At 62.5% G+C, this 26513-nt stretch carries 22 protein-coding genes, 1 other RNA gene and 1 riboswitch; of the genes, 15 read left to right on the top strand and 8 right to left on the bottom strand.

Annotated elements, in window-relative coordinates; genetic code table 11:
• Positions 1-188: 188 nt before the first annotated feature.
• The 7 genes from VV088_RS22200 to VV088_RS22170 all read left to right on the top strand — a co-directional run bounded on the left by VV088_RS22200 (position 189) and on the right by VV088_RS22170 (position 7358).
• A complete protein-coding gene (locus tag VV088_RS22200) occupies positions 189-1397 on the top strand; it encodes an ABC transporter substrate-binding protein (RefSeq protein WP_334602830.1) in 1209 nt (402 codons plus the stop codon).
• 162 nt (positions 1398-1559) lie between these two features.
• Positions 1560-2435: a branched-chain amino acid ABC transporter permease gene (locus tag VV088_RS22195; RefSeq protein WP_334602829.1), complete on the top strand. Its 876-nt coding sequence runs from the start codon at positions 1560-1562 to the stop codon at positions 2433-2435.
• A 14-nt stretch (positions 2436-2449) separates the two neighbouring features.
• Positions 2450-3655 (top strand): branched-chain amino acid ABC transporter permease, encoded by a 1206-nt coding sequence (locus VV088_RS22190; RefSeq protein ID WP_334602828.1) that lies wholly within the window; start codon positions 2450-2452, stop codon positions 3653-3655.
• Complete coding sequence (locus VV088_RS22185) at positions 3652-4494, top strand: ABC transporter ATP-binding protein (RefSeq protein ID WP_334602827.1); 843 nt, start codon at positions 3652-3654, stop codon at positions 4492-4494. Before VV088_RS22190 ends, VV088_RS22185 begins: the two co-directional genes overlap by 4 nt.
• A complete protein-coding gene (locus VV088_RS22180) occupies positions 4487-5200 on the top strand; it encodes an ABC transporter ATP-binding protein (RefSeq protein WP_334602826.1) in 714 nt (237 codons plus the stop codon). Before VV088_RS22185 ends, VV088_RS22180 begins: the two co-directional genes overlap by 8 nt.
• A gap of 106 nt (positions 5201-5306) precedes the next feature.
• Positions 5307-6518, top strand: coding sequence for an ion transporter (locus VV088_RS22175; RefSeq protein ID WP_334602825.1), 1212 nt, complete (start codon positions 5307-5309; stop codon positions 6516-6518).
• A gap of 48 nt (positions 6519-6566) precedes the next feature.
• Positions 6567-7358 (top strand): peptidoglycan recognition protein family protein, encoded by a 792-nt coding sequence (locus VV088_RS22170; protein ID WP_334602824.1) that lies wholly within the window; start codon positions 6567-6569, stop codon positions 7356-7358.
• A gap of 32 nt (positions 7359-7390) precedes the next feature.
• On the opposite strand, the gene VV088_RS22165 is transcribed toward VV088_RS22170, so the two are convergent.
• The 6 genes from VV088_RS22165 to VV088_RS22140 all read right to left on the bottom strand — a co-directional run bounded on the left by VV088_RS22165 (position 7391) and on the right by VV088_RS22140 (position 14994).
• Positions 7391-8011: a TatD family nuclease-associated radical SAM protein gene (locus VV088_RS22165; RefSeq protein WP_334602823.1), complete on the bottom strand. Its 621-nt coding sequence runs from the start codon at positions 8009-8011 to the stop codon at positions 7391-7393.
• The gene (locus VV088_RS22160) at positions 8008-8787 is read right to left on the bottom strand and encodes a TatD family hydrolase (RefSeq protein ID WP_334602822.1); all 780 of its coding nucleotides are present in this window, start codon (positions 8785-8787) and stop codon (positions 8008-8010) included. The genes VV088_RS22165 and VV088_RS22160 overlap by 4 nt, the downstream gene beginning before the upstream one ends.
• Before the next feature lie 187 nt (positions 8788-8974).
• Positions 8975-10198: an aspartate kinase gene (locus VV088_RS22155; RefSeq protein WP_334602821.1), complete on the bottom strand. Its 1224-nt coding sequence runs from the start codon at positions 10196-10198 to the stop codon at positions 8975-8977.
• An 85-nt stretch (positions 10199-10283) separates the two neighbouring features.
• Positions 10284-11495 carry a homoserine dehydrogenase gene (locus VV088_RS22150; protein WP_334602820.1) on the bottom strand — a complete coding sequence of 404 codons (1212 nt, stop codon included), beginning with the start codon at positions 11493-11495 and terminating at the stop codon, positions 10284-10286.
• Between the two features lie 140 nt (positions 11496-11635).
• Complete coding sequence (locus VV088_RS22145) at positions 11636-12076, bottom strand: ACT domain-containing protein (protein ID WP_334602819.1); 441 nt, start codon at positions 12074-12076, stop codon at positions 11636-11638.
• 224 nt (positions 12077-12300) lie between these two features.
• Complete coding sequence (locus VV088_RS22140; RefSeq protein ID WP_334602818.1) at positions 12301-14994, bottom strand: transglycosylase domain-containing protein; 2694 nt, start codon at positions 14992-14994, stop codon at positions 12301-12303.
• Positions 14995-15264: 270 nt separating this feature from the next.
• Between VV088_RS22140 and VV088_RS22135 the strand changes: the two genes are divergently transcribed.
• The 3 genes from VV088_RS22135 to VV088_RS22125 all read left to right on the top strand — a co-directional run bounded on the left by VV088_RS22135 (position 15265) and on the right by VV088_RS22125 (position 17526).
• Positions 15265-15582, top strand: a complete 318-nt coding sequence (locus VV088_RS22135) for a DUF1292 domain-containing protein (protein WP_334602817.1) — start codon at positions 15265-15267, stop codon at positions 15580-15582.
• Positions 15583-15626: 44 nt separating this feature from the next.
• Positions 15627-15827, top strand: a non-coding RNA gene (ssrS, locus tag VV088_RS22130) — 6S RNA.
• Positions 15828-16008: 181 nt separating this feature from the next.
• Positions 16009-17526, top strand: coding sequence for a peptidylprolyl isomerase (locus tag VV088_RS22125; RefSeq protein ID WP_334602816.1), 1518 nt, complete (start codon positions 16009-16011; stop codon positions 17524-17526).
• 58 nt (positions 17527-17584) lie between these two features.
• Here the strand turns inward: VV088_RS22125 and deoC are convergent, their stop codons facing one another.
• A complete protein-coding gene (gene deoC / locus VV088_RS22120; RefSeq protein WP_334602815.1) occupies positions 17585-18229 on the bottom strand; it encodes a deoxyribose-phosphate aldolase in 645 nt (214 codons plus the stop codon).
• 159 nt (positions 18230-18388) lie between these two features.
• Positions 18389-19573 carry a methionine adenosyltransferase gene (gene metK / locus VV088_RS22115; RefSeq protein WP_334602814.1) on the bottom strand — a complete coding sequence of 395 codons (1185 nt, stop codon included), beginning with the start codon at positions 19571-19573 and terminating at the stop codon, positions 18389-18391.
• Between the two features lie 76 nt (positions 19574-19649).
• A riboswitch (SAM riboswitch) is annotated at positions 19650-19748 on the bottom strand.
• Between the two features lie 197 nt (positions 19749-19945).
• On the opposite strand from metK, the gene VV088_RS22110 reads away from it, so the two are divergent.
• The 5 genes from VV088_RS22110 to VV088_RS22090 all read left to right on the top strand — a co-directional run bounded on the left by VV088_RS22110 (position 19946) and on the right by VV088_RS22090 (position 26434).
• The gene (locus tag VV088_RS22110) at positions 19946-21277 is read left to right on the top strand and encodes a sodium-dependent transporter (protein ID WP_334602813.1); all 1332 of its coding nucleotides are present in this window, start codon (positions 19946-19948) and stop codon (positions 21275-21277) included.
• A gap of 16 nt (positions 21278-21293) precedes the next feature.
• Positions 21294-22169, top strand: a complete 876-nt coding sequence (locus tag VV088_RS22105; RefSeq protein ID WP_334602812.1) for an aldose 1-epimerase family protein — start codon at positions 21294-21296, stop codon at positions 22167-22169.
• Positions 22170-22438: 269 nt separating this feature from the next.
• On the top strand, positions 22439-23608 hold the full coding sequence (locus VV088_RS22100; protein WP_334602811.1) for an ABC transporter ATP-binding protein: 1170 nt from the start codon (positions 22439-22441) through the stop codon (positions 23606-23608).
• A complete protein-coding gene (locus VV088_RS22095) occupies positions 23598-24434 on the top strand; it encodes an ABC transporter permease (protein WP_334602810.1) in 837 nt (278 codons plus the stop codon). The genes VV088_RS22100 and VV088_RS22095 overlap by 11 nt, the downstream gene beginning before the upstream one ends.
• Complete coding sequence (locus VV088_RS22090; RefSeq protein ID WP_334602809.1) at positions 24431-26434, top strand: extracellular solute-binding protein; 2004 nt, start codon at positions 24431-24433, stop codon at positions 26432-26434. The genes VV088_RS22095 and VV088_RS22090 overlap by 4 nt, the downstream gene beginning before the upstream one ends.
• Positions 26435-26513: the final 79 nt, after the last annotated feature.

Genomic DNA, 26513 nt, shown 5'->3' with positions numbered 1-26513 from the left:
GGGAGAACCCGTGCGCCGTCCGCGAAATACGGACACCGAACGAAAATCTGTCAAAACCTTCCTTCCCGGACCGGAGGGATGGAAGAAACTTTCTGTGAATTATTTGCCTTGAAAAGTTGGAGAAAATCCCGTAAAATTGCCTCATTACCACGGGCCGGAAGGTCCTTGTTGAGTTTAGGAGGAATAAAATGAAAAAGTTTCTGTCTCTGGCTCTGTCCATGGCAATGGCCCTGAGCCTGGCCGCCTGCGGAGGCGGCACCAGCAGCACCACCAGCAGCCCCAGCAGTTCCAGCGCCCCCGCTGCCGGCGGGGACAAGGTCATCAAGATCGGCGTGTTTGAGCCCCTCTCCGGCGACTCCGCCTCCGGCGGCAAGAAGGAGATGCTGGGCATGCAGTTCGCCAACGCCGAGACCCCCACCGTGGACATCGGCGGCGAGACCTACACCGTTCAGCTGGTCCCCTCTGACAACGGCTCCACCACCGACAAGGCCCCTTCCGCCGCCGCCGACCTGGTGGCGCAGAATGTGGCCATCGTTCTGGGCTCCTACGGCTCCGGCGTGTCCATGGCCGCCAGCGACACCTTTAAGGACGCCGGCATCGCCGCCATGGGCGTCACCTGCACCAATCCCAACGTCACCGCCGGCAACGACCACTACTTCCGCATCTGCTTCCTGGACAACTTCCAGGCCCAGGTGCTGGCCAACTTCGCCATGGACAAGTTCAGCGCCAAGACCGCTTACTGCCTGGGCGAGACCGGCAACGAATATGACCAGGGCCTGATCGCCTTCTTCAAGCAGATCTTCGAGGCCAACGGCGGCAAGGTCATCACCGCCTCCTTCCCCACCAATAACTCTGACTTCAACACCTACCTGAATCAGGCCAAGGCCGAGGGTGCCGACGTCATCTTTACCCCCGTGTCCATCGCCTACGCCACCCAGATCATCACCCAGGCCCAGTCTCTGGGCATCACCGCCCCCTTCCTGGGCTCCGACACGCTGGACGACAACATGGTTCTGGAGGCCGCCAACGGCACCGATATCCAGCTGTACGTCTCCACCTTCTACCAGGAGGGCGGCGCCCCTGAGTTTGACCAGGGCATCAAGGACTATATCAACAACAACGCCTCCGCCAAGGACGCCAACGGCGGCAACGACACCATCGCCGCCGTCACCGCCATGGGCTACGACGCCTACTACGTGGCCCTGGAGGCCATCAAGGCCGCCGGCTCCGCCGACCCCGCCGCCATCAAGGCCGCCCTGGGCAGCGTGACCTACACCGGCGTGTCCGGCGACATCGCCTTCGACTCCACCGGCGACGCCGTCCGCGACACCGCCTATATCAAGCACTCCACCAACACCAACGCCTGGGAACTGGAAACCGTCCAGAAGGCCAGCTGATCCACAACAAGCAAACACCCGCAGCTTCCCCGGCGGAGCGCCCCGCTCCGCCGGGGAAGCCTGGATGGGCTGCCTTGAAAGGGACCGGGCCCGGCTCCTTTCAAGACAGCCCAGCATCCCATGGGAACCAGCAACCAAAATTCTGCAAGGGAGGACCCCGCTTTGGAATTTGCCATTTCCGTACTCATCTCCGGGATCTCCGTGGGCGGGCAGTACGCGCTCATCGCCATCGGCTACACGATGGTATACGGCATCCTGCGCCTGATCAACTTTGCCCACGGCGACGTGTTCATGGTGGCGGGCCTGCTGGGCATCTATCTGTCGGCCAGCCTGCCGCTGTATCTGTCTCTGCCCCTGGTGCTGATCCTCACGGTGGCCCTGGGCTTCTGCATTGAGCGCGTGGCCTACAAGCCCCTGCGCTCCGCCCCGCGGATGTCGGTGATGATCTCCGCCATCGGCGTCAGCTACCTGATCCAGAACACCGCCACCTACATCACCGGCGGCCAGCCCATGACCTACCCCACCATCCCCTTCCTGTCTGACACAGTGAAGATCGCCGGCACCTCCACCAAGTGGGTGACCATCCTCACCCCTTTTCTGGTGCTGGTCCTGGTGATCGCCCTGACTCAGCTCATCAACCACACCAAGGTGGGCATGGCCATGCGCGCGGTGGCCAAGGACTTTGAGACCGCTCAGCTCATGGGCATCCGAATCAACACCATCATCTCTGTCACCTTTATCATCGGCTCCGCCCTGGCGGCAGTGGGCTCCATGCTCTACTTCACCAACTTCCAGGCCATCACCCCCACCGCCGGAGCTCTGCCCGGCCTGCGGGCCTTTGTGGCGGCGGTGGTGGGCGGCATCGGCTCCATCCCCGGTGCGGTGGTGGGGGCCTTCATCATCGGAATCTGCGAAAACATCATCAAGAGCACCGAGTTCACCGTCTTTTCTGACGCCGGCACCTTTGCTCTGCTGATCCTCATCCTGGTGCTGAAGCCCACCGGCCTGTTCGGTGAAAAGGTCACCGATAAAGTGTAAGGGAGGCGGTCTATATGATACAATCGAAGAACAAGCGGGGCGCCGCCGCCGCTCTGATCGCCTGCGCGGCCCTGCTGGCGGTGATCGTCCTGCTGGAAAACGCCAGCGTGTTCCTGCCCGCCAACAGCGTTCCCAACCTGCTGAAGCCCACCAGCCAGCTCTTCGCCGTGCTGAAAAAGGGAGCGGTCTACTCCCTGGCAGCGGTGTCCATGAACCTGCTCAACGGCTTTACCGGCCTGTTCTCCCTGGGGCAGGCGGGCTTTATGCTGCTGGGGGCCTACACCTACGCCATCCTCTCCGTCCCCATCGCAGACCGGGGCGCGGTCTACTACCTCTACGGCGGCTCCGCCATCCAATTCTCCTTCCAGGACCTGTTTGGCTCGATCTTCGGCACAGAGGGAGTGGGCGGAGCGGTCAGCATGGGGCTGGGCGTGGTCGTCGCCATGGTCCTGGCCGGATGTGTGGCAGCTGTCTTCGCCTACTTCATCGGCCTGCCGGTACTTCGCCTGAAAAGCGACTACCTGGCCATCGCCACCCTGGGCTTTGCCGAGATCATCAAGGCGGTGTTCCAGTGGCAGGCCCTGGGACCTGTCACCAACGGGGCCAACATGATCAAGAGCTTCCCCACGTTCTCCAGCTTCAACATCACCGGCGCGGATGGGACGGTAATCCTGCGGCTGTCCACCTTCTTCCCCTTCCTGGTGTCCATGATCTGCATCGCCGCCATCTGCCTGCTCATCAACTCCACCTACGGCCGGGCCTTCAAGGCCATCCGGGAGGACGAGACCGCCGCTGAGGCCATGGGCATCAACCTGGCCAAACACAAGATGCTCTCCTTCTGCACCTCCGCCTTCTTCGCCGGGGTGAGCGGGGCCATGTTCGCCATGTTCGTCACCAACGCCCAGGCCAAGGTGTACACCACCACCATGACCTATGAGATCCTCCTCATCGTGGTCATCGGCGGCATCGGCTCCATCTCGGGCAGCGTGATGGCCACCTTCCTGTACGTGGCCTGCTCCGAGTGGTGGCTGCGCTTCCTGGACAGCGAGGTGGTGCTGAACAACGGCATGAAGCTCCCCTTCCTCCGGGCCGGCTTCCGGATGGTGGTCTTCTCCGTTGTGATCATGATCGTGGTGCTGTTTTTCCGCAAGGGCATCATGGGGGACAAGGAGCTGCCTGATCTGTTCCGCAGGCGCGTCAGGAAGGAGGCCGCAAAATGAGCCGCAGCATCCTGAAAGTGGAAAACGCCACCATGCAGTTCGGCGGCGTGGTGGCCGTAGACAACCTGAACCTGGAGGTCAACGAGGGGGAGATTGTCGCCCTGATCGGCCCCAACGGTGCCGGAAAGACCACCGCCTTCAACGTGATCACCGGCGTGTACCAGCCCACCAACGGGGCGGTCTGGTTCCAGGGGGAGAAGATCGTGGAAAATCACCCCCAGGGCAAGATGGAAAAGATCTACAAGGGGGAGCACGCCGGGGCGTACACCCACGTCCTGGCCCCCACGCCCGACAAGATCACCAAGCTGGGCATGGCCCGCACCTTCCAGAACATCCGGCTTTGGAAGTCCCAGTCGGTGTTTGACAACGTGCTCATCGCCATGCACTGCCGCACCCATACCAACTTTCTGGCCGCCTCCTTCCGCCTGAACCGCCGGGAGGAGCAGGCCCAGCGGGAGCGGACCGCAGAGCTGCTGAACACCGTGGGCCTGTACGACGTGAAGGATGAGACGGCCGCCTCCCTGCCCTATGGCAAGCAGCGCCGCCTGGAGATCGCCCGGGCGCTGGCCACCGATCCCAAGCTCCTCCTGCTGGACGAGCCCGCCGCCGGCATGAACCCCCAGGAGACCAACGAGCTCACCGCCTTCATCGGGGAGATTCGGGACAGCTTCCACCTGACCGTCTTCCTCATCGAGCACCACATGGACCTGGTTATGGACATCTCCGACCGCATTTACGTCCTGGATTTCGGCCGGCTCATCGCCCAGGGCACGCCGGATGAGATTCAAAACAACAAGCACGTCATCGACGCATATCTGGGGGTGGCCGAGGATGCTTAAAATTGAACGTCTCCACGTGGCCTACGGCGGCATCCAGGCCCTCCGGGGCATTTCGATGGAGGTGCCTGACGGCCAGATCGTCACCCTGATCGGGGCCAACGGCGCGGGCAAATCCACCACCCTGCGCACCATCACCGGACTGGTCAAGGCCCAATCCGGCTCCGTCCAGTGGAACGGCGAGGAGCTGCTGGGCCGGCCCATCGACCGGATCATCAACGCCGGAATCGCCATGAGTCCCGAGGGGCGGCGGGTCTTTCCCGACATGAGCGTGCTGGAAAACCTGAAGATTGGCGCCTACCTGCGCAAGGACAAGGCGGAGATTGAGAAGGACATCCAGTGGGTCTACGAGCTGTTCCCCCGCCTGAAGGAGCGCAGCTGGCAGCTGGCCGGCACCCTGTCCGGCGGCGAGCAGCAGATGCTGGCCGTGGGCCGGGCCCTCATGTCCCGTCCCAAGCTGATGATGCTGGACGAGCCCTCCCTGGGGCTGGCCCCCCTGGTGGTCCAGGACATCTTTTCCATCATCACCGAGATCAACCGCCAGGGCGTCACCATCCTGCTGATCGAGCAGAACGCCAACATGGCGCTGAAGATCGCCGGACTGGCCTACGTGCTGGAGACGGGCAGCATCACCCTGTCCGGCACCGGCGCGGAGCTGCTGGCCAACGACAAGGTCAAGGAGGCCTACCTGGGCAAGCACAAGCAGTGATCCCCCTGCGGGAGCTTCGGAGACGGAGCTCCCGTTTTTGGATTGCAATTCCCAACGCATGCGCTTATAATAGACCGTATGGAACTTTAAACCTTGGGAGGCTGCTATGGCGGACAAAAACACCTGGATGGCCCGGCGGACGCGGGTCAGCGAGATCATTGAGGTGGGCTACGATCAGGACTGGCCCAGCCGCCTGTACGACCTGGTCAACGCTCTGGCCATTTTCATCAACCTGACTGCCAGCATCCTGTACACCTTTGAGGAGCTGCAGGGACAGTACGGCCCGCTCCTGCTCTCGGTGGAGAGCATCACCGTGGCCTTTTTCACGGTGGACTACTGCCTGCGCCTGTGGACGGCCCCGGCCCTCTACCGCAAGCTGTCCGAGCCCAGGGCGGCGCTGAAATACGCCCTGTCCTTCAGCGGGCTGGTGGACCTGTTCTCCTTCCTCCCCTACTACCTGCCGGTGTTTTTTCCGGCGGGGGCGGTGGCCTTCCGCATGTTCCGGGTGGTCCGCATTTTCCGCCTGTTCCGCATCAACGCCTACTACGACTCCCTCAACGTTATCACCCAGGTCGTCGCCAGCAAGCGGCAGCAGCTGCTGTCCTCCGTCTTTATCATCCTGATCCTCATGCTGGCCTCCAGCCTGTGCATGTACAGCCTGGAGCACGAGGCCCAGCCCGATGTGTTCACCAACGCCTTCTCCGGCATCTGGTGGTCCATGTCCACCCTGCTCACCGTGGGCTACGGGGACATCTACCCCATCACCACCATGGGCAAGCTCTTTGGCATCTGCATCGCCTTTTTGGGGGTGGGCATGGTGGCCATCCCCACCGGCATCATCTCCGCCGGCTTTGTGGACCAGTATTCCCGCATCAAGCGGCTCAGCGAGTACGCCAACGAGACCGATATCGACTTCATCAAAGTGACCCTGTCCAAGCGGGACCCCTGGGCGGGGCAGACCATCCAGTCCCTTGGCCTGCCGGCCGGCATCATCGTGGCCGCCATCCAGCGGGAGCGGCAGATCATCGTCCCCCGGGGGGATGTGGAGCTGTTCCCTGACGACACTCTGGTGCTGGGGGCCAGGTCCCTGGGGAACGACCGGCACATCGACCTGAAGGAGATGGTGCTGCGCAGCCAGAACCCCTGGAACGGCCAGCGCATCCGGGACCTGGACATCTCCCGGCAGACCATCATCGTCATGGTGCGGCGGAAGGGCAGCCTCCTCATCCCCAACGGCGACCTGATGCTCAAGGAAGGGGACAGCATCATCCTCTACTCCCAGAGCCACATCCGGGACGCCAGCACCATCGAGATATAGCAAAGCGCCTCCCCCCCGCATAAGCTGGAGGGAGGAGGCGCTTTCTATATGGAACTCGAACAACAATTCCTCACCGAAAACGACTGCTATCAGGCTGGGCGGACCATCGTCCCCCAGGGGATCATGGTCCACTCCACCGGGGTGGCCCAGCCCGATCCCCAGGTCTTTGTCACCCGCTGGAACCAGCCCGATGTGGCCAAATGCGTCCACGCCTTCGTTGGCCGGGAGCAGATCATCCAGACCCTGCCCTGGACCATGCGGGGCTGGCACGCCGGAACGGGCGCCAGCGGCCGCAGCGCCAACAACACCCATATCTCCTTTGAGTGCTGTGAGCCGGCGGGACACACCTACCAGGGCGGCGCTATGGTTGGCTACGATGCAGAGGCCAACCAGCCCTATTTCGACGATCTCTACCAAAACGCCGTCCAACTGACCGCCATGCTGTGCAGGCAGTTCAGTCTGGACCCGCTGGCCCCCGGCGTCGTCATCTGCCACGCGGAGGGCTATGATCTGGGCGTGGCCAGCAACCACGGCGATGTGCTGCAGTGGTGGCCCAAGCACGGGGTGACCATGGACCAGTTTCGCCAGGACGTGGCCCAGGCGGTCAAGGACGGGGACAGCGAGGAGGACGGCATGACACAGGAACGTTTCAACGAGCTGATGGAGAACTGGCTGGCCCAGCGGGCTCAGCTGGAGGCCAGCAGCTGGTCCGCTCCCGCCCGGGAGTGGGCCCAGGAGCAGGGTATCGTGGCCGGGGACGGAGATGGCAGCTACCGATACCGCGCCTTCACCACCCGGGAGGAGACCGTGCAGATGCTCTACCAGCTCCAAAAGGCATAAGAAAACCGCCGCCCGGCTGGGCGGCGGTCTTTTTAAGAGTCAATAAAGCTTCGGATGCGCAGCTTCACGCCCAGACTGGCGGCAATTTGTTTGCAGTGCTCGATCTCCTCCGCCGTCTTGTCCTTGTCCACGATGGTCATCACCACGTTGGGGACGAAGGCGGCGGACTCCTTGGCAAAGTCCAGCATGGCCTGGTAGGCCGCCTCCCCCTGGACGGGGTGGCACAGGGCCGCATAGTCGGCGGCGTTGTCGTTGTTCAGGGAGATGGACAGGGTATCGATCCGTCCCTTCAGCTCCGGACACACGTCCCGGCCGTTGATCAGATTGGCATGGCCGTTGGTATTGATGCGCACCGGGGGCAGCTTGTCCCCGAACTTCTCCTTCAGCCGGTCCACCAGCCACAGCAGGTCGTCCAAGCGGTAGGTAGGCTCGCCGTAGCCGCAGAAGACAATCTCCCGGTAGGAGCACACGTCCCGGCTGAGGAAGCTGTCCAGAGCCTCCTGGCGGGTGGGCTCCCGCTCCAGCCACAGGGAGTCCTCGGTGTAGATGGACCCCTGGGCCTTGCCCTGGCGCAGGCAGAACTCGCAGGCGCAATTACACTTGTTGGTCAGGTTGACGTACAGCGCATCCTCATATTCATAGGTAATAGTCATAGCAGCTTCTCCTCAATTCCAAAAAATCGGACTCCGTTTTCCCAGGTCCGCTCTGCGGCCTCCTCCGGCGTGATCCCCTTCACCTGGGCGATGGTCTCTGCCACCCGGTACACCTTGCCCGAGTCGTTGCGCTGGCCCCGGAAGGGCTCCGGAGTCAGGTAGGGGGAGTCGGTCTCGATCATGATCCGGTCCATGGGCAGCCAGTCGATAACCTCCAGAGCCTTCCGGGCGTTCTTATAGGTGACCACCCCGGTGAAGGACAGCATCCAGCCCAGCTTCTCCAGGGTCTTGGCGTCCTCCAGGCTGCCGGAGTAGCAGTGGTACACCCCGGTGACGTTGGGGTGGGCCTTAACCACCTCCAGGCAGTCCCGGTGGGCCTCCCGGTCGTGGACGATCACGGGCAGACCCAGCTCCTCCGCCAGCTCCAGCTGGGCGTGGAACACCTTCTGCTGGAAATCGCGGGGCGGGTTTTCCTTCCAGTAGTAGTCCAGGCCGATCTCCCCGACGGCCCGCACCTTGGGATGGACGGCCAGGGCGCGGAGCGTATCCAGCCAGCTGTCCTCCCAGGGGCCGCAGTCGGAGGGGTGGACCCCGACGGCGGCGTAGACATGGGAAAACCGCTCCGCCAGCTCCACCGCCGTTTTGGAGCTCTCCAGCTCACAGCCGGGGTTGAGGATCAACTCCACCCCCCGCCCGGGCATGGAGGCCAGCACCTCCAGCCGGTCGGCGCGGAAGGCCCCGGAGTCGTAATGGGCGTGGGTATCAAACAGTCGCATAAGCAGTTCCTCCTGGTCCGGCCTGACAGAGCGCCGGCGGGCTTGTTTATAATGGCGGGCAAGAGAGCGGTCAATCTCCAACAAGCTTACCGCTTGAGCAAATGCCGCTTTCCTGCTTAGCGACAAGTATACTCCCGCAATTAGGAAAAATCAAGAGGGACGGTGTTTTGCCGTCCCTCTTGTTCGTTTATGCGTTGCCGAACTCGCTGAAGAAGCGGTCGTGGATGGCCTGGACAGCCCGCTCGGTATCCCGCTCGTCCACCAGGACGGACACCTTGATCTCGCTGGTGGAAATCATGTTGATGTTGATGCCGGCGGAGAACAGCGCCTCGAACATCTTGCAGGCCACGCCGGCGTTGTTGGCCATGCCGGCGCCCACGATGGACACCTTGGCCACCTGCTCGTTGACCTCCACCGATTTGAACCCGATGATATCCCGGTTCTCCTCCATCAGCTCCCTGGCCGCCTGGGCGTCGCTCCGGGCCACGGTAAAGCTGATGTCCTTGCTGCTGTCCCGGCCAATGGACTGGAGGATGATGTCCACATTGATGTTCTTCTTGGCCAGCAGAGAAAAGATCTTAAAGGCGATGCCGGGCTGATCCTCCAGCTCCACCAGAGCGATGCGGGCCACATTTTTGTCCTTGGCCACCCCGCTGACATGCGTTTTTTCCATAGTCTTGACGACCTCCTTCACTTTCGTACCGGGCTTTCCGCTGAAGCTGGACAGCACCTCCAGATTGACGTTGTACCGCTTGGCCATCTCCACAGACCGGTTGTGGAGCACCTGGGCCCCCAGACTGGCCAGCTCCAGCATCTCGTCGTAGGTGATCTCATCGATCTTCCGGGCCCCTGTGACGACCCGGGGATCGGCGGTATACACGCCGTCCACGTCGGTGTAGATCTGGCACAGGTCGGCGTGGAGGGCGGTGGCCAGGGCCACGGCGGAGGTGTCGGACCCGCCCCGGCCCAGAGTGGTGATATCGTCGTACTTGTTGATGCCCTGGAAGCCGGCCACCAGCACGATCTTCTTCTTGTCCAGCTCCTTCTGGATGCGCTCGGTGCGCACCCGCTTGATGCGGGCGTTGGAGTAGGCCGAGTCGGTGAGCATCCCCGCCTGCCAGCCGGTGAGGGAGATGGCCTGGTAGCCCATGCGCTCGATGGCCATGGCGCACAGGGAGATGGAGATCTGCTCGCCGGTGGCCAGCAGCATATCCATTTCCCGCTTGGAGGCGCCGGGGTGGATTTCCCGGGCCTTCTCGATCAGGTCGTCGGTGGTGTCCCCCTGGGCGGACAGGACCACCACCACACTGTGGCCCATGCGGTAGGTCTCGGTGACGATCCGGGCCACATTGCGGATCTTATCGGCGTCGGCCACCGAGCTTCCGCCGAATTTTTGTACAATCAATGCCATATTATGTGCTTCCCCCTAAAGGTTCAAGTTGATCATGAGGACCGGAGAGCCGCAGCTCCCCACCATCCTATGCGGCTGGACCGCCTCAGGCCAGCACCCGGAACAGGGAACCCGCATCCAGTCCGGCCAGCTTCTCCCGGATTTCGGGCTCGGTCATGGGCGCGGTGAGGAAGGCTGCCTCACCGGCGGGCGCTCCGCTGCGGGCCAGCAGCTGGATGTCGCCGCAGCGGCTGCGGGCCTGCTCCACCGAAGCCTGCACCCGGACGTACCAGGCGGACCTCAGCCCGTCTGTGGACACCACCAGATCGGGGGCGCCCTCCTCCCAGCCGTTGTGCCGGTCCCTCTTCAGGTCCTTGGCGATGTCGATCACGTCGGCCACCACGGCAGAGGCGGTGGGCAGCTTGCCCGCCCCCCGGCCGTAGAACATCACATCACCGATGGCGTTGCCGGTGACGGCGATGGCGTTGAACACGTCCTCCACACCGGACAGGGGATTTTCCCCCGGCACCAGATGGGGGGCCACAAAGGCGCACACCTTCCCCTCGGGCTGGCGGATGGCCCGGCCCAGCAGCTTGATCTTACAGCCCACCGAGTCGGCGTAGGCCACGTCCTCCAGGGCGACCCCCCGGATGCCCTGGGTGGGCACCTGATCGGGGTAGACGTGCCGTCCGAAGGCCAGAGCGGCCAGGATGCAGATCTTCCGGCAGGCGTCGTGGCCGTCCACGTCGGCGGTGGGGTCCTTTTCGGCGTAGCCGTTGGCCTGGGCCTCGGCCAGGGCCTGATCGAAGGTGAGGCCCGCCTTGATCATGCGGGTGAGGATATAGTTGGTGGTGCCGTTGAGGATACCGGTGACCTGCTCCAGCTCGTTGGCAGCCAGACAGGAGGTCAGGGGCCGCAGGATGGGGATGCCTCCGCCCACGCTGGCTTCGAACAGGTAGCTGCACCCGTGCTCCCGGGCCAGCTGGAGCAGCTCATAGCCGTGGGTGGCCACCAGCTCCTTGTTGGAGGTGACCACGCTCTTGCCCGCCTTCAGCGCCCGGGTGGTGAAGTCCAGAGCGATGGTGGCCCCTCCAATGGTCTCCACCACGATGTCCAGCTCCGGATCGTTCTCCAGAACGGCGAAGTCCTTTACAAACAGGTCCTTGTAGGGGCTGTCCGGAAAGTCCCGCACGTCCACAATATATTTCAGCCGCACCAGGTCGTCCACCCGGTGGTCGATGAGCCCGCCGTTGGTAGTGAGCACCTCGGCCACGCCGGACCCCACGGTGCCAAAGCCCAAAATCGCTACGTTAACCATTCTTTTTTCTCCTTATCCTAAATGTTGTTCGTTTCCCCCCAGGGCGGTGGGGGCCAAGAGACAGCTGGGGTTCGGCCGGGGAACTCCCTCCGTCATCCGCGAAACGGATGACGCCTCCGCTTCCAAAGGAGGCTTTTATGCTACCCCGCCAGAATCTCGCACTTGATGACCCCTGGCCCGGCCGACAGATGGTCCAGCACGTCCTCCAGGGAGTCCCGCAGGGCGGAGGTCTCCGCCGTCATGGTGACCACGGCGCAGCCGTTCACCGGGATGCTCTGGTTGATGGTGAGGATATTCACCCCGGTGCCCGCCAGCACGTTCAGCGCCCCGGACAGCGCCCCCGGTTCGTCCTTCAGCAGCACCTGAAAGGTGACGATGCGGCCGTGGAGCATGTCGTTGAAGGGCCGCACCGCGTCCTTGTACTTATAAAAGGCGCTGCGGCTGATCTCCACCGCCTGGGCGGCGGCATTGACGGTCTTCTCCTCTCCTGTCTCCAGCAGGCGCTTGGCCTCGGCCACCTTCCGGAAGATCTCCGGCATGGCCCGGGCCTCTACGATAAAATACTTTGCTGGCTCGCTCATCAGCTTCCTCCAGTCTGCGCGGGGATGTTGTCCATGTTGCGCGGTCATTTGTTTCTGAAGCGTGGTCCATTTTATCATATCCGCTCCCCGCCCGCAACACCAAATCGCCATTTTTATTGTGGAACTTTTCCCGGAAAAAACGGCCTTCTTTTGTCACTTTCCACAGCCTCCGCAGACAACAGCGCCGCGGACGGCTGTCCGCGGCGCTGAAACAGGCGCTCCTCCTATCCGGCCATATTCTCCGAAGGGGGCAGCGGGTTGATGGGAACGTCCGGTGGATCGGGCTGGGTCACTGTGCTGGGGTCCGTCGTACCGCCCGGCTCAGTCGCAGTCCCGCCAGGGATGGGGACGTTGGGAAAGAATGGATTGTTGGGGTCGACGGCGGGATCGATGGGGTCCTCCACAGGCGCGCTGGTGTGGACGGTGCAGCCACCGTAGCCCGAGGCGGCGGCGTAGTCCCAGATGGCGTCGTTGGCCACGGCGGCGCCCACCTGCTCCCGGCCAAAGTTGGGCAGGCAGATCTCCCGCTTGCTCTCCTCCGGGCAGAACTCCCCAGCCTGGTAGTACAGGCCGGTCTGGGAGCCGTCGTCCTTGAGGACGGGGCAGTCCACGCAGATGGTGAGCACCGACTCGGCGGTGTGGTAGGGACAGGGCACTCCCTCGGGGAAGCTCTCCGGGAAAATGCTGCCCGAGGCCACCCGGCTGCCCCGGGGGTCCATGGAGCAGTATTCGGTGGCCAGATAGCCGCTGTCCATGCAGTAGTTGATGGTGCGCCGTCCGCCGGGATCGTCGTAGGTCCGGTCCTCCAGCCCCTCGTGGAGGGGGACCATCACCTTGTTCCACAGCACGGCGGCGGGGTTTTTGCCCGCCAGGCTCATCTTGTAGGGGTTCTCATAGCCCACCCAGACCACGGCGGTGTAGTAGGGGGTGTAACCGGCGAACCAGCGGTCAAAGTTCTCGCTGGTGGTGCCCGTCTTGCCGGCGGCGTGCTGGCCCTTGATGCCCAGGCCGTAGGCGGTGCCGGCGGCGTCGAACACGTGCTGCATCATGTCGTTCATATACCAGGCGGTGGTCTGCTTGATGACCTCCTCCTGCTCCAGCTCGTTGTCCACCAGGAGGACCTCCTGGCCGTCCACCAGCTGGGTGATCCTCAGCACGGTGCGGGAGCCCTGATACACGCCGTTGTTGGGGAAGACGGAGTAGGCCTCCGCCATATCCCGGACGTTGGTGCCGTCGGTAAGGCCGCCCATAGCCAGGGAGGAGGTCATGTCAGTCTTCCACTCCCCCTTGACCATGCGCCCCTCCTCCAGGTCGATGTGGTAGCGGTCCTGGACAAACTTGAAGCTCTCCTCGGGGGTGACGTAGTCCAGCATGATCCGCACCGCCACCGTGTTCAGCGAGCGCATCAGGGCCTCCCGCATGGTCAGGTGGCCCCGGTAGGTGGTGGTGCCCGAGTTCAGGGGCCAGGCCTTGCCCCCCATCACCTGATAGGGGTAGTCGTCCAGCACGGAGTAGGGGTTGAGCAGGTTAAACTCCAGGGCCGGGGAGTAGACCGCCAGGGGCTTGAAGGAGGAGCCGGGCTGGCGGTGGCCATCGTTGGCGTAGTTGCTGCCGAAGGGGACCGTCTTCTCCCCGAACTGACCGGCGATGGCCACCAGGTTGCCCGTATCATTCTCGATGACGGCGATGGTGGACTGCATCTGCTGGCCGTCCTTGGAGGTGTAGTCCAGATTGTCCCGGTTGGTGTAGATTTCGTCCACAATGGCCTGGGCGGCGGGGTCGTAGCAGGTGTAGATGCGCAGGCCGCCCCGCTGCATGGCCTGCTCGGTGATGGTGGAGGACCAGCCGTATTGCTCCGCCATGATCTCCTTGACGTCCGAAATGACGGTCTCCTCATACCAGGAGTACAGCTCGTCATTGCTTCCACCCTGCTCCTTGACGAAGACCAGCTCCTGGGCCACGGCCTCGTCATACTCCTCCCGGGTGATATAGTGCTGCTCCAGCATCTGGTTGAGGATGACCTCCTGCCGGTACTTGTTCCACTGCCGGGCGCTCCAGATTTCGTCGGTGTTGAAGCCCTGGGAGCGGCTGAAGGAGTAGGGTCCGTACTTGGAGGGGTTGTTGGTGATGCCGATCAGGCTGGCGCACTCGGCCAGGGTCAGCTCGGACACCGGCTTTCCGAAGTAGCCCAGGGCGGCGGAACCCACCCCCTTGTACTTGCTGCCCAGAGGGATAACGTTCAGGTAGTACATCAGGGTATCTTCCTTGGAGTTGTTCTGGGTGAAGCGGAGGGCGCGGATGATCTCGGTAATCTTCCGCTTGACGGTGGTCTCGTTGTACTGGGTGGTGTTTTTCAGCAGCTGCTGGGTGATGGTGGAGCCGCCGGAAATTTCTTTGCCGGTAAACATAGAATATACTGCATAAGCCGTCCGCCGCCAGTCCACCCCGGGGTGGGTCCAGAACCGCTTGTCCTCAATGGCCACGGCGGCGTTGATCAGGTCCTCGGGAATCTCGTCGTAGTCCACCCACACCGAGCTGGTGATGTTGTTCAGCTTGGTCATCTCCACATACTGCCCGGTGGTCTTGTCCTGGTAGTACATGATGCTGTCCTCGTTCCAGGAGAAGTCGTCCGGGCTCACGTCGGCGATGGGGACGATCACCTCGTTGATATACACCGAGGCGAAGCAGGCGATGAGCGCGCCGGTGCACAGGCCGATGAGGATCAGGGTGCCCACCAGCTTGAAGAACCAGCCGATCACCCGGCCGGCGGTGATGCCGCCCTTCTTTCTGCGGCGGCGCTTCTTGGGCGGGGTGGGCGCCTGACGGGCCCCGCCGGAGGAACGGCGGGACGGCGCCTGGCGGCGGGACGGATAGTCGCTGTTCTCGTACAGCGAGGAGTGTTCATTGTAATCAGACACGATAAATACCTCCAGCCGGCCGGGAGCGTGCTCCCTCCCCCTCCGGCTTCTTGGGACGGACAGCCTCCGTCCGGATGTTTGCTTAACCGGGCCGGGCCTGCAGTAGGTCCAGCATAAGTATTATACCAGATTTTTCATTCTTGTCCACCCATAATCCGCAGAAGGGCGCAATCTTCAAAGTTTCTTAAAATTTACCTGCTCTCCCCTATTGCATTTTTTCCGCGTCCGGGGTAAAATAAAGGCACAAACAAACAGGAGGGCGCAGCTGCTATGGAAGACAACTTTGGCCCCGACTTTATCACCGTCACCGACGAGGACGGAAACGACTTTGAGCTGGAGCTGGTGGACACCCTGGAGCACAAGGGGATCACCTACTACGCCATGTTCCCCGCCGTGGAGGAGGACGAGGCCACCGGCCAACCCCAGGACGTGGACGCCGATGACGAGGAGTACGGCCTGGTCATCATGAAGGCCATCCAGGAGGACGGCGAGGAGCTGCTGTCCACCCTGGACTCTGACGAGGAGCTGGACGAGGTCTACGAGCTGTTCATGGAACGCTTTTTCCAGGACGAGGAGGAGGAGGGCTGACCGCCTCCCCCAGAGAGCCTTTCCTGATCCTTTTTGGGTACCTTATATTCCTGCTCGGTGCGTGATGGGCCCTTTTAAACCCACATTTCTGAAACGGGACGCCCACCTCACGACGCGGCTTGCAGGCCTCCCGGCCCCCTTATGAGGTCAGCTGGACGTTGGAAGCAGATAAACGTCGTGGAGGCGACCCACCTGCCATCACGTGCAGGTTTTAATCGGGTCCACACGGCCAGAGCGGGGTATAAAAAGCCATAGTGATCCCAGCAATTTGACCGCGGCCTCTCGCCGCGGTCCTTTCTATTTATAAACAATGTGTAAAAATCCGCCCCTCCTATTGCAATCAGGGGCGGTTTTTAGTATAATGTCTCGGAAATGCCCAAGGGGCCTTCCCGCTATACTACTGAAAATGAGAGGACTGAACCAACTGTGAGTGCAGAGAAAAAGGCCCAGACCAGGGCTGACCGGGACGAAAAACGCCGCCAGGAGGAGCAGAAGGACCGCCGCTCCATGACTGTCTATACCGTAGTAGCCGTTTTGGTGGTGGTGGCCGCCATTGCCGCCATGTTCTGGCGCAGCGGCGTCCTCCAGCGCAGCATGACCGCTCTGGACGTCAACGGCACCAAATACACCGCCGCCGACCTGCAGTATTACTACAACAGCATGTACTCCGAAAACGCCCAGTATTACCGCTTCGACTCCAACACCTCCGTGAAGAAGCAGGTCTACGACGAGGCCACCGGCCAGACCTGGTACGACTACCTGATGGATCAGGCCGTCCAGCAGCTGACCCGGAACACCGCCCTGGCCCAGCAGGCCAAAGCCGAGGGCTACACCCTCACCGAGGACACCCAGGCCGGCCTCAACTCCGCCCTGGCCCAGCTGGAGACCGCCTGGATCGGCTACGGCTACTCCAGCCGGGACGCCTATATCCAGGCCAGCTTCGGTCCCTACATGACCTATGACCGGCTGGTCTCCCTCATCAACATGGAGTACCTGGCCAGCGACTACGCCGTGTCCAAGATCGAGGCCATCCAGCACTCCGACGCCGACTTCCAGACCTACTACCAGGAGCACGCTGACCAGCTGGACACCATCACCTACTCCCAGATCACCTTCCGCTGCACCCTGCCCACCACCGATGAAACCGGCGCGGCCATCCAGCGCACCGATGAGGAGCAGGCCGCCGAGCTGGAGGAGCTGAAGGCCGGTCAGAAGGCGCTGGCCGAGGAGGTCCAGGCCAAGCTGAACTCCGGCAGCGACCCGGCCAGTCTGGCTGAAGAGTACGCCGACACCCTCTACGGCTCCTCCGACGGCAGCCGGTCTACCTACGCCAACCTGGCCTACTTCGCCTACGGCGACTGGCTCTTCGACAGCGAGCGGAAGGCGGGCGATGTCACCCTCATCGAGGAGGGCACGGACACCACTTATTACTACTACGTGGTCCGCTTTGAGGACCGCAGCCTGGATCAGGAGGAGACCCACAACGTGCGCCATCTGCTGGTGCAGGCTGGGGAGCCCACCACCACCTCCCAGCCCTCTCAGGAGGAGTATGACCAGGCCGAGCAGAAGGCCCAGGAGCTGCTGGCCCAGTGGAAGGCCGGGGAGGCGACGGAGGAGTCCTTCACCGCCCTGGTCACCGAGAACAGCGACGACAGCGGCTCCGCCAGCAGCGGCGGCCTGATCTCCAACATCACCGCCAGCTCCAGCTATGTGGAGAGCTTCCGCTCCTGGGCCATCGACCCCGCCCGCAAGGAGGGGGACGTGGAGCTGGTCAAGTCGGAATACGGCTGGCACATCATGTACTACGTCTCCACCAATGACCCCATCTGGAAGCAGAACACCGCCGCCGCCCTGCAGAACCAGGACTATGAGGACCTGGCCGGCGCCGCCTCGGAGGGCTGGACCATCACCCGGGGCACGGGCATGAACTTCGTCAGCGCATAACCACAAAAAAGCTCCTCCATCCCGCTTGGATGGAGGAGCTTTTTCTGTCCTTGCTTCTTTATTTAACCAGCGATACCAGGGCGCTGGCGCCGATGCGGTCCGCTCCGGCCTCCAGCATGGCCTGGGCCTGCTCGAAGGTGCGGATGCCGCCGGCGGCCTTCACCCGCACGTCGGGGCTGACGTGCTCCCGCAGGAGCTTCACGTCCTCCACGGCGGCCCCGCCGGAGGCGAAGCCGGTGGAGGTTTTGATGAAGTCCGCCCCGGACATGGACACCACCCGGCACAGGGAGATCTTTTCCTCCTTGGTAAAGCTGCACGCCTCGATGATGACCTTCAGGATACGGCCCTGGCAGGACGCCTTCACCGCCCGGATCTCGGCCAGCAGGCCCTCCCAGTCGCCCTCCTTGGCCAGGCCCTGGTTGATGACCATGTCGATCTCGTCCGCCCCGTCCCGGATGGCGTCCTCGGTCTCGAAGACCTTCACCTCGGGGGTGGAATAGCCGTTGGGAAAGCCCACGACGGTACAGATCTTCAGGGTGTTCCCCACGTAGTCGTTGGCCTTTTTGACGTAACGGGGCGGAATGCACACGCTGGCCACTCCCAGACGCTTGCCGTCATCGCAGGCCTGCTTCACCTGCTCCCAGACAGCGGTGGGGGCGAGGACGGTGTGGTCCACCCGCCGCAGTATTTCATTCTGATCCATATTTTCATTCCTTTCCCTGCCGGATGACCGGCTTTTTTTGTTCAAGTTGCTTAAGCGGTACTATTTTACTCCCCTCCACCGCCATTGTCCAGACAAAAAAAGATAAAAAATCAGGCTGTCAAAAAGTGCCTTTTGGTCTTTTCGACAGCCTGTCAGATCTTATTGCAGGGCGTCCTTCAACGCGTCCACCCGGTCAGTCTTCTCCCAGGCCACGCCCAGGTCCTCCCGGCCGAAGTGGCCGTAGGCGGCCAGCTGCCGGTAGATGGGCCTGCGCAGGTCCAGGTCCCGGATAATGGCGGCGGGGCGCAGGTCGAAGACCTTGTCCACCGCCTCCTCCAGCCTGGCGTCGGAGACGGTACCGGTGCCGAAGGTATCCACCCGGACGGACACCGGCCGGGCCACGCCGATGGCGTAGGCCAGCTGCACCTGGCAGCGGGAAGCCAGCCCGGCGGCCACCACGTTCTTGGCCACCCAGCGGGCGGCGTAGGCGGCGGAGCGGTCCACCTTGGTGGGGTCCTTACCCGAGAACGCGCCGCCGCCGTGGGGGGCGGAGCCGCCGTAGGTGTCCACGATGATCTTCCGCCCGGTGAGGCCGGAATCCCCCTGGGGGCCGCCGATGACGAACCGGCCGGTGGGGTTGACGTAGATCTTGGTGTCATCATCCAGCAGATGGGCGGGGATGATGGGCTTGATGACCAGCTCGATCATGTCCTTCCGGATCTGGTCCAGCTCCGCCTCGGGGCCGTGCTGGGTGGAGACCACCACCGCGTCCACCCGGACGGGCTTGTTGTTCTCGTCATACTCCACGGTGACCTGGCTCTTGCCGTCGGGCCGGAGGTAATCCACCTGGCCCTCCTTGCGGACCTTGGTCAGCTGCATGGCCAGCTTCTGGGCCAGGGAGATGGCCAGGGGCATGCGCTCGGGCGTCTCGTCGCAGGCGTAGCCGAACATCATGCCCTGGTCGCCGGCGCCGTTGTCCAGGCCGTCGTTCTGGGCGCCCTCCTTGGCCTCCAGGCACTTGTCCACGCCCATGGCGATGTCGCCGGACTGCTCGTCAATGGAGGTGATCACCGCGCAGGTGTTGCAGTCGAAGCCGTACTTGGCCCGGTCATAGCCGATGTCCTTCACCACCTGACGGGCCACCTTGGGGATGTCCACGTAGCAGGAGGTGGTGATCTCCCCCATCACGTGGATCAGGCCGGTGGTCGCCGTTGTCTCGCAGGCCACCCGGGCCATGGGGTCCTTCTCATAGATGGCGTCCAGCACCGCGTCGGAGATCTGGTCGCAGATCTTGTCGGGATGCCCCTCCGTGACGGATTCGGATGTAAACAGTCGTTTTGCCATGATCATGTGCTCCTTTCTGTTGTTTGGGGGTGAAAAAGCGCCCCGCCGGACGGCGGAGCGTTTAAGTTTGGATGCACCCTCATCTTTCGATACACTACCGCCGGATTTAGCACCTTGCACATAGGCAGGTTGCCGGGCTTCATCGGGCCGTTCCCTCCACCGCTCTTGATAAGGCTATTCAGTTGTCGTGGATGATTATAAAACAGCCCGCGCCCTTTGTCAAGCGGTTTTCCCCTGTTTTTTACAACCGGCAGCTTATACAGCGGGAAACCACCCCGGCGCGGATTTCTTCGTTGCTTTTTTGCGGCGTTTCGAGTATACTAGGGGAGTGTAGAATGGCGTGGTGTATGCCGCGCGGAAAAAGGAGATTTTATGGAGACAAGAAAACAGCACCGGAACTTTTCCAGCGGCTGGGGCTTTGTGCTCTCAGCGGTGGGCTCGGCGGTGGGGATGGCCAACGTGTGGGGCTTCCCCGCCAAAATGGGGAGCAACGGCGGCGGAGCCTTTCTGCTGGCCTACCTGTTCTTCATCCTGCTCTTCGGCACGGTGGGCCTGTCCGCCGAGTACGCCGTGGGCCGCCGGGCCCACACCGGCACCCTGGGTTCCTACCGGATGGCCTGGACCAGCCGCAGGCGGGAGCTGGGGACCGCCGGCGCCACCCTGGGCTGGCTGCCCCTGGCCGGGTCCATGTGCATCGCCATCGGCTACGCCGTCATCATCGCCTATGTGCTGAAGGCTTTTTCCGCCTCGGTCACCGGCTCGCTGATGACCGCCGACACCGCCGTCTGGTTTGAGGGCTTCTCCCTGGCGGACTATTCCGTGGTCCCCTTCCATGTGATCGTGGTGGTGGGCACCCTGCTCACCCTGCTGCTGGGAGCCAAGAGCATCGAGCGGACCAACAAGGTGATGATGCCTCTGTTCTTCCTCATCTTCCTGATCCTGGCCGTCCGGGTGGCCTTCCTCCCCGGAGCCATTGAGGGATACAGGTATATGTTCACCCCCCGGTGGGCCGACCTGCTGAACCCCATGGTGTGGATCTGGGCCATGGGACAGGCCTTCTTCTCCCTGTCCATCACAGGCAGCGGCATGATCGTCTACGGGGCCTATCTCAGCCCGGAGGAGGACGTGGTCTCCCTGGCCAAGCAGACCGCCCTCTTCGACACCATCGCCGCCCTGGTGGCCGCCCTGGTCATCATCCCCGCCTGCTTCGCCTACGGGCTGGACGTGGGGGCCGGGCCCTCCCTCCTCTTCGTCACCCTGCCCCGGATTCTGCAGGACATCCCCCTGGGCCGGCTGTTCGCCGTCATCCTGTACACCGCCATGGTCTTCGCCGGGGTCAGCTCCCTGCAAAACATGTTCGAGGCGGTGGGCGAATCCCTTCTCCACCGCTTCCCCAAGCTGAACCGGAAGGCCATGCTGGCCCTGCTGTGCGTCATCTGCCTGGGCATCGGCCTGAACATGGAGCCCATCTTTAAGTGGGGTCCCTGGATGGACATTGTATCCATCTACATCATCCCCATCGGGGCCACCCTGGGCGCTCTGTCCTGGTTCTGGATCATGAAGCGGGACGAGCTGATGGAGGAGATCAATCGGGGCGCGAAAAAGCCCTCCGGGCCGGTCTGGTACAATGTGGGACGGTTCTTCTATGTCCCCTGCGCCATCATCCTGTGCTGCGTGGCGCTGTTTTTGAAGGTCGCATTCTGATGAAAGGAGACTGGTTATGACATTTGAACTGAAAAAGGGCGGCCTGCGGGCCACGGCCCAGACCAAAGGCGGGGAGCTGGTCTCCCTGAGGGACAGCGGCGGCCTGGAGTATATCTGGGAGGGGGACCCCGCCTTCTGGCCGGGGCAGAACCCGGTCCTCTTCCCTATTGTGGGGTCGTTGAAGGACGGCCGGGTAGACATCAATGGGACCGCCTATGAGATGGGCCGTCACGGCTTCGCCCGGAGGTCGGAGTTTTCCCTGGTGGAGCAGGGGGAGGATTTTGTCACCCTGGAGCTGCGGGAAAGCGAGGAGACCCTGGCCCGCTACCCCTTCCCCTTCTCCCTGCAGGTGACCCACCGCCTGCTGGACGACGGCTTTTCCACCACCTTTACCGTAAAAAATACCGGGACCGCCCACATGCCCTTCTGCATTGGAGGGCACACCGCCATCCGCTGTCCCCTCCACAGCGGGGAGCGGTTTGAGGATTACGAGCTGCTCTTTGAGGAGCCGGAACATGCGTACAGCCATCTGCTCAGCCCCGAGGGCCTGATCCTCCACGATGGCTGGCGGCCCATGCTGAACGAAGGCGAGACCATCCCCCTGGATTACCGCCCCTTCCAGGAGATGGACACCATCATCTTCTCCATGCTGCGCTCCGGAAAGGTCTCCCTGGTCCACCGGAAGACCGGGCGCGGCGTCTGCCTGGACTTCCATGAGTTCCCCATGGTGGCCTTCTGGACCACCCCAGGCGCGCCCTACCTGTGCCTGGAGCCCTGGCAGGGCTGCGCCGCCTACGACAACGAGAGCGGCAAATTCGAGGATAAGCCCTTCTGCGTGATCCTGCCCCCCGACAGGGAAAAGTCCCTGACCTACGCCTTCCGCATCGAGTAACCTCACAAGCGCGGAGCCAGATCCCCTTGGACAAGGGGGCCTGGCTCCGCTACAGCGGGGACGAAGGGGCGGGAGCGCGCCTCCGCAGGGGGAAACCCTAAAAATTTTGCTGAAAAACATTGACATTTTGGGCACAACCCGCTATAGTGTATCTCGCTATCCGTGAAAGCCGGTCACCGTACCGCCGTCCCCCCAGGACGGTCTGGCCGCCCGGTGAATAAATCGAGGGAGCTGACAAAGTAACATACAAAAGAAATGGGGGAGGATACATGTCCAAGGAGTTGATCCGCCTGGCCAACTGCGTCATGGCGTTCGACAACGAGGTGGTACTCGACAAAATCAATTTAAGCATTCAGGATCAGGAATTCCTCACACTGCTCGGACCCAGCGGGTGCGGCAAGACAACCACGCTCAGAATCATCGGTGGTTTTCAGACGCCCACCTCTGGAGATGTTTTGTTCGACGGGGTGAGGATTAATGCTGTCCCGCCCCACAAACGGACCATCAACACGGTGTTCCAGAAGTACGCCCTGTTCCCGCACCTGAACGTGTATGAGAACATCGCCTTTGGCCTGCGCATCCCCAAGACGGACGCCAAGGGGAGCAAGGTGAAGCTGCCCGAGGAGGAGATCGACCGGCGGGTGATGGAGATGCTGGAGGTGGTCAACCTGAGGGGCTTTGAAAAGCGCCGGACTACCCAGCTGTCCGGCGGCCAGCAGCAGCGGGTGGCCATCGCCCGGGCGCTGGTGAACCGGCCCAAGGTGCTGCTGCTGGACGAGCCCCTGGGCGCGCTGGACCTGAAGCTGCGCAAGGACATGCAGAACGAGCTCAAGCGCATCCAGAAGGCGATGGAAATCACCTTCGTCTACGTCACCCATGACCAGGAGGAGGCTCTGGCCATGTCCGATACGGTGGTGGTCATGGACGCCGGCCGCATCCAGCAGATCGGCTCCCCCGAGGACATCTACAACGAACCCCAAAACGCCTTCGTGGCCGATTTCATCGGTGAGTCCAACATCATCGACGGCGTCATGCGGGCCGACGGGGTGGTGGAGATCTTTAACCGCCGCTTCCAGTGTCTGGACAGCGGCTTCGGGAAGGACGAGCCGGTGGACGTGGTCATCCGTCCCGAGGACGTGGACATCGTCCCCGAGGACCAGGGCCAGCTGAAGGGCACCGTCACCTCGGTCACCTTCAAGGGGATGCAGTATGATATTATTGTGGACTTCTACGGCTTCAAGTGGCTCATCCAGACCACCGATCTGTCCCCGGTGGGCAGCCGCATCGGCATAAAAATCGACCCCGACGGCATCCATGTCATGCGAAAGAGCGAGTATTCCGGCATGTTCGGTGACTACTCCTCCTACTCCGAGGAGTACGAGGAGATCAGCGACGCCAGCTACGCCCTGGACGAGGAGGAGGGCGGGGATGAAGAATAAGCTCTCCTGGTTTGCCGTCCCCTACGTGGTGTGGATGGCGCTGATGGTGGTCATCCCCATCCTCATCATGGTGGTCTACGCCTTTACCACGGCGGACTTTGAGGGCACCATGGAAAACTTTTCCGAGATGGGGACCTACGCTTCGGTGTTCCTGCGCTCCTTCCGCCTGGCCATCATTGCCACGCTGATCTGCCTGTTCATCGGTTACCCGCTGTCCTACTGGATGGCCCACGAGGGTCCCGGCTTCCAGCGGGTGGCCATGGCGCTGATCATGCTCCCCATGTGGATGAATTTTCTCCTGCGGACCTACTCCTGGATGTCCATCCTGGAGAACAACGGTCTGATCAATCAGTTCTTCCGGATGATCGGCCTGCTGGACCTGCTGGGGGTGGAGTACATCCCCATCATCGGCACTTCGGGGGCGGTGGTGCTGGGCATGGTGTACAACTACCTGCCCTTTATGATCCTGCCCATCTACTCGGTGATCGTCAAGCTGGACGGCTCCCTGCTGGAGGCCGCCCGTGACCTGGGGGCCGACTCCGCCAGGGTGTTCCGGAAGGTGATCCTGCCTCTGTCCCTGCCCGGAGTGCTGTCCGGGGTAACTATGGTGTTTGTCCCGTCGGTGTCCACCTTTGCCATCTCCCGCCTGCTGGGGGGCGGCAACCAGATGATGCTGGGCGACCTGATCGAGCTGCAGTTCCTGGGCGGGGCCTACGCCCCCCACCTGGGGGCCGCCATCTCCATGGTGATGATGGTCATTGTGGTGGTATGTATGGTGGTCATGAACCGCTTCGGCGAGGGTGAGGAGGAGGCGATGATGCTGTGAAACGGCCCAATCGCGCAGGCAGCCGCCTGCTCATCGGCCTGACCTTCCTCTTTCTCTACGCGCCCATCCTGCTGCTCATCGTCTTTTCCTTCAACGCCGGGGACTCCAGCGCCGTGTGGAAGGGCTTTTCTCTGCACTGGTACAGCCGTCTGTTCCAGAACCGGATCATTATGGAGAGCGTGTACATCACCCTGCTGGTCTCCCTGCTGGCTACCGCTATCGCCACGACGGCGGGCACCTTCGCCGCCATCGGCCTGTACAGCCTGGGCCGCAAGCGGCGGGAGGCCCTGCTCACCGTGGGCAATATCCCTATGGTCAACGCCGACATCGTCACCGGCGTGTCCCTGTGTCTGTTCTTTGTGGCCTTCTTTCAGGGCTGGGGGACCTTTGCCCGGTGGCTGAACAGCATCCAGCATGCCGTAGAGCTGCCGGAGCGGCTGGTGCTGGGCTTTGGGACGCTGCTGCTGGCCCATGTGGCCTTCAACATCCCCTACGTGATCCTGAACGTGGCTCCCAAGCTGCGGCAGATGGACCGGAACCTGATGGACGCAGCCCAGGACCTGGGCTGCACCTGGATGCAGGCCTTCTGGAAGGTGATGCTGCCCGAGATCAAGCCGGGCATTGTCTCCGGGGCTCTCATCGCCTTCACCATGTCCATCGACGACTTTATCATCTCCTACTTCACCGCCGGGTCGGCCAACTCCACCCTGGCCATGACCATCTACGGCATGACCAAGAAGCGGGTCACCCCGGAGATCAACGCCATTTCCACCCTGCTGTTCCTGTCGGTGCTGGTACTGCTGGTGCTGTCCAATCTGAAGGAGGTCCGGGCCGAGGCCAGGGACCGCCTGGGCGCGGCCCGGAAGCCCTCCGCCCTGGAGCGGCTGGGCCAGAAAGCGGCGGAGCCCCGCTTCCGGTGGGTTCGCCGGGGGACGGCGGCGGCGCTGGCCTGCGCCTTTGTCTTCATCGTGACGGCGCTGGCCCATGAGACCGGTTCCCGTCCGGTGGTCAACGTATGCAGCATGGGGGAGTATATCGACGAGAGCCTGATTGACCAATTTGAGGAGACCACCGGCATCCGGGTCAACTACCAGACCGCCGAGAGCAACGAGGCTCTGTACTCCCTGCTGAAAAGCGGCGGCGCGGACTACGACGTGGTGGTCTGCTCCGACTATATGGCGGGCCGCTTCATCCAGGAGGGCATGGTGGAAAAGCTGGACTACAGTCTGATCCCCAACTTTTCCCTGATGGATGAGCGCTTCCTGCATCTGGACTTTGACCCCGCCAGCGAGTACACCGTCCCCTACACCTGGGGCACCCTGGGGATCATCTACAACACCGCCATGGTGGAGGAGGAGATCGACAGCTGGAGCGCCCTGTACGACAACAAGTACGCCGGGGACGTGCTGCTCATCAACAACTCCCGGGACGCTCTGGCTGAGGCACTGTTCTATCTGGGCTATTCGGTGAACACCACCGATGAGGCCCAGATCAGAGAGGCGTATGAGCTGGTGGCCGACGCCAGCCGGCGGAAGGTGTTCCAGGGGCGGGTGTCCGATGAGGTATTTCAGAAGATGGAGGGCAATAATGCCGCCATCGCCACCTACTATGCCGGCGACTATATCTCCATGCTGGAAAACAACGAGGATCTCGCCTTTGTCATCCCCAAGGAGGGCTCCAACTGGTTTGTGGACTCCATGCTGATGATTCAGGACGCCCCCCACCGGAGGGAGGGCCATATGTGGATGGACTTCATCGCCTCCACCGACTCCAGCCTGGCCAATATGGACTACATCGGCTACGCCTCCCCCAACCGGGAGGCCCTGGAGCGGTACCCCGCCTACTACGAGGAGCTGTATGAAGAGGAGCTGGACCCTGAGATCTACGAGATCATGGTGGCCCCGGACGAGGTTTTGGCGCGCTGTGAGCCCTATCACAATCTGCCCGCCGCCACCCTCAATCTGTACAACACCCTGTGGACCCAGCTGGGTGTGGACTGACCTGATGCGGGGAACGCTCCCCGGGAACGATCACATAAACCGGCCCCGCCTTTCCATCAAAGGCGGGGCCGGTTTTGTT

It is taken from the genome of Lawsonibacter sp. JLR.KK007, from assembly GCF_036941135.1.
Lineage (GTDB): Bacteria > Bacillota > Clostridia > Oscillospirales > Oscillospiraceae > Lawsonibacter.
The sequence above is the reverse complement of the archived record's forward strand: the minus strand, read 5'-3'. Positions and strand labels throughout refer to the sequence as shown.